Source organism: Paenibacillus sp. 01T422, from assembly GCF_056398785.1.
This window is the reverse complement of record NZ_JBFTQB010000711.1, coordinates 1-3,453: the sequence shown is the minus strand read 5'-3', so window position 1 is coordinate 3,453 and position 3,453 is coordinate 1. Positions and strand designations below refer to the sequence as shown.

The 3,453-nt window shown below is 47.3% G+C and carries 4 protein-coding genes and 1 pseudogene; 3 read left to right on the top strand and 2 right to left on the bottom strand.

Annotation, left to right across the window (positions count from 1 at the left end; all coding sequences use genetic code 11):
• Positions 1-338: pseudogene (locus AC1DUA_RS29560) on the top strand (helix-turn-helix domain-containing protein); the annotation flags it as partial.
• Between the two features lie 118 nt (positions 339-456).
• Positions 457-1,572, top strand: a complete 1,116-nt coding sequence (locus tag AC1DUA_RS29555) for a phosphodiester glycosidase family protein (protein WP_477503142.1) — start codon at positions 457-459, stop codon at positions 1,570-1,572.
• Between the two features lie 51 nt (positions 1,573-1,623).
• On the opposite strand, the gene AC1DUA_RS29550 is transcribed toward AC1DUA_RS29555, so the two are convergent.
• Together AC1DUA_RS29550 and AC1DUA_RS29545 are read right to left on the bottom strand one after the other, a co-directional pair.
• Positions 1,624-1,995, bottom strand: a complete 372-nt coding sequence (locus AC1DUA_RS29550; RefSeq protein ID WP_477503141.1) for a YtxH domain-containing protein — start codon at positions 1,993-1,995, stop codon at positions 1,624-1,626.
• A 14-nt stretch (positions 1,996-2,009) separates the two neighbouring features.
• A complete protein-coding gene (locus AC1DUA_RS29545; RefSeq protein WP_477503140.1) occupies positions 2,010-2,456 on the bottom strand; it encodes a DUF948 domain-containing protein in 447 nt (148 codons plus the stop codon).
• 169 nt (positions 2,457-2,625) lie between these two features.
• Here AC1DUA_RS29545 and AC1DUA_RS29540 point away from each other — a divergent pair, with 169 nt between their 5' ends.
• Positions 2,626-3,258, top strand: a complete 633-nt coding sequence (locus AC1DUA_RS29540) for a bifunctional 4-hydroxy-2-oxoglutarate aldolase/2-dehydro-3-deoxy-phosphogluconate aldolase (RefSeq protein ID WP_477503139.1) — start codon at positions 2,626-2,628, stop codon at positions 3,256-3,258.
• Positions 3,259-3,453: the final 195 nt, after the last annotated feature.

Here is a 3,453-nt window from a genome sequence, read left to right as displayed (position 1 = left end):
ATCATACTCGTTTTGAACGTATAAGCCAGGCCGTAAATTCCTTGCTTGATTTCAGTCTTTTCATGGATAAGCTTGAGGAAATGGGTTTTAAAAAGATGGATACCGACCTTTTCGTCAATATGAATCATGTTCAAAAGTATAATGAAAGAGAAGGAAAACTTTATTTTGACGCTCTCGGCATCTCGAAATTTGTTATTATTGCTGCGATCCGCCAAAAGAAGTACCACGATCTCATTGTGCGCAGCGTAGCTCGGAATACGGGCATGGGCTTAGAATTTCACTACGAGCGTCCTTCCGCAGCAGATTCATTGCTCTCCTCGGTAAAGCGACCAATTTAATAACCTTTATTAAAAAGGAGTAAAGTTCATCAAGAATGAAACTTTACTCCTTTTTTTTCGTCTATCTATAAAGGTCGTTTGAATTGATTTTTTGGTAGAGAGGGTTGGTAATGAATTCATGGCTGTACAACAGACCACCCCCACACAATCTCGACTAGCGAGAAAGAACAGAAAACGTTCTGTGGGCATGCGTTTTTTTCTGTATACGATTCTAAGTTTTGTACTTCTTTCTATCTTGTCCTTATGTTGGTTTTTCCTTACATCGTCTGGCACGAGCATTCGGCTCATGATGGCGGATACTTTGATTACAACACAGCATCGGGATTGGGCCAAATATTTAATTGGCTCCGAGGAATTGCAGAAGCGCGTGGAAGCCTATTGGAAGCAGTTTGACGAAATGGGCGATGAGAAAGATAAAGGAATTGTTCAGATTGAACCTGTGAGCTCTACAGCCCCGGCGGCGGCAGTCAAGAAGGAGCTCGTGACCATCGAACCGATATCAGGGACGAATTTCAAAGGACAGCTTGTCACCATTTCGGATCCAAAAAAGCTTCGAATTGCCGTACCTGAGAAAGTGGGCAAAGGCGAGAAGGTATCCTCCATGGTCAAAAGAACGGGAGCAATCCTCGGCGTGAACSGAGGAGGCTTCATCGACCCCAACTGGGAGGGGAATGGGTTTCAACCGGAAGGTATCGTCATCTCCGGGGGCAAAATCTTCTACAACGACAAAGGCATGAACGGCACTGTGCAAGTGGTCGGCATCGATAAAGAAGGTCGTATGATCGCCGGCAAATATAAAGTTTCCGAACTGGTGGCAATGGGGGTTCAGGAAGCTGTTTCCTTCTCCCCGCGGTTCATTGTCAATGGCGTTGGACAAATCAAAAGCCAAGCTGACGGCTGGGGTATTGCTCCGCGAACCAGCATGGCGCAAACCAAAGACGGCTCCATTCTATTCGCTGTCATCGACGGCAGACAAAAGCACAGCATAGGTGCGACGCTGTACGATATTCAAGAGATATTCCTGGAGCATGGCGCTGTCACTGCCGCTAATCTAGACGGTGGTGCCTCTACCGTTCTTGTGCACAATAATGCCATCATCAACAAGCCATCGAGTGAATACGGAGAGAGGTATCTTCCTACGGCATGGCTGCTCTTCGAACATCCGGAAACGGCTCCCATCAAGAACGTCTGGGAAGGCTTGGACATTCGCAAAATCGACCCATCCAAGTGGTAAATGAAAAAGCAGCAAGCTCTAATCATAGAGTTTGCTGCTTTTTCGTGCATATTAACGATTTCCTAGGATGACTAAATCTTCTGCTGCTTCCGAGACTTCCTCGTCATCTTGCAACTCCGCATCGTCAATCTTGGACTCTTTCCAGGAACGAACCGTATCTACCACATTGGTTGCCGTGTCTTTGGCTTTGCCTACGAAATCAGTCGTTGTCGTGCTTACGGATTTTGCAACCTCTTGCGTTTTTTGCGAAACAGAGTTGGCTAGTTGTACGGTCTTGTCACTCACCGTTTTGGCATTCTCCACAATGTCGCTTCTTAGCTCGCGTCCGGATTTCGGTGCGAACAGCAGAGCTGTTGCTGCGCCCAGTAAACCTCCAACAATCGCGCCGATGAGAAGATCTTTACCTTTTTTTTCGCTTGCCATGTGAAATCCACTCCTTAATGGTCTGATTTGGCTTTCCGATTCGCCTGCCATCTTTGCCACAGCTCATAACCCGTCGTTGCCCACTCCATGACGTCCTGTATACGCTTATGGTGGGTATGTACAACCTTTTCCGCACCGTGAAGCGACTCATTCATCATTCGTGCACCTTTGCGAACGACTGAAGCGACATCCCCTATAGCTGCTCCAGTCTTCTCGATGGATTGAACGGTTGACTCTAACGCCAGCACCTGCAAGTGCACCTCTTCGGTCAGCTGTCCCGCTTGTTTCAGCAAGTGCTCGGCTTCCCCTGCCGCCTTCGCTACATGCTGTTCCGTTTGAGCAACTGTATCGCTGAGTTGTTGTAACATGCGTTTTGCTGTAATCAGCATGCGAACGGCAAAGACGACGAGAACCATAAAAGCAAGAGCTGAGCTAGCTGCACTAATCTCCATCCATGTCATGACGGGCACCTCCTGAGTCTGCAAACTGCTTAGATTGATGACGGCTTCTAGACGAATGCCTATGAATTACTACAGTATAGGTAGGAGCAGCTTGTTTTGACACAAAAAAACTGGAAAAATTTCTGGGACCTGTCATAATGAAAAACAAATGAACATCTGGAGGAGCCACATGAATCGAGAGCAAGGATTGAAGGAAATCGAACKAACGCGCATTATCGCCATTGTTCGAGGCGTGAAGGAAGCCCACATTTTCTCACTAGCAGAGGCGCTTTTGAAAGGCGGGGTTACTGTTATGGAGGTAACGCTCAACACACCTGGCGCATTGGGGATGATTAGCGAGCTGCAGGCTAAGCTCAGTGAACAAATGTATATTGGTGCAGGTACCGTACTCGATGTGGAGGATGCGCAGAAAGCTGTTCAGGCCGGCGCCTCTTTCCTCGTTACTCCGAATTTGGACGAGGATGTCATCCGTTATGCAAGCCGCGAAGGGATCCCGATTTTCCCGGGAGCGATGACTCCGACGGAGGTCGTGAAAGCGTGGAAAGCTGGCGCGACAGCCATTAAAATATTCCCAAGCGCCAGTCTTGGACTCACTTACATCAAGGAACTGATGGGGCCGCTGGACCATATTCCAATGATGGCTGTTGGTGGCGTAACCGAGGAGAACATTAAGCAATTTGTGGATTTGGGCTGCTACGGCTTAGGAATCGGCGGTTCACTTATTAATCTAAAAGAAATCGAGGCCGGCCGCTTCGAATGGGTCACAGACAAAGCGGCACGCCTGCTTGCGGCTTCGCGTTAAATGCCGAAGTGGGATAAAAGGAAAAACTACCTCTAATTGAATCCCTGCGAAGTCAGGGAATTAAATAACTGGCGAAACTACAGTTAAATCGTCGATAGTTTGAGAATATGTCCAATTTCGGCTGAATTAACTAGAGAAATTCCACTAGCGTTGCATTAAAGCTACCACGAAAATTTAATTTAAATTATTTACTAT

What these genes read in the sequence shown, in the direction of transcription:
- AC1DUA_RS29550 (WP_477503141.1), bottom strand. Translation starts at nt 1,995, where the DNA reads ATGGCAAGCGAAAAAAAAGGTAAAGATCTTCTCATCGGCGCGATTGTT.
- AC1DUA_RS29545 (WP_477503140.1), bottom strand. Translation starts at nt 2,456, where the DNA reads ATGACATGGATGGAGATTAGTGCAGCTAGCTCAGCTCTTGCTTTTATG.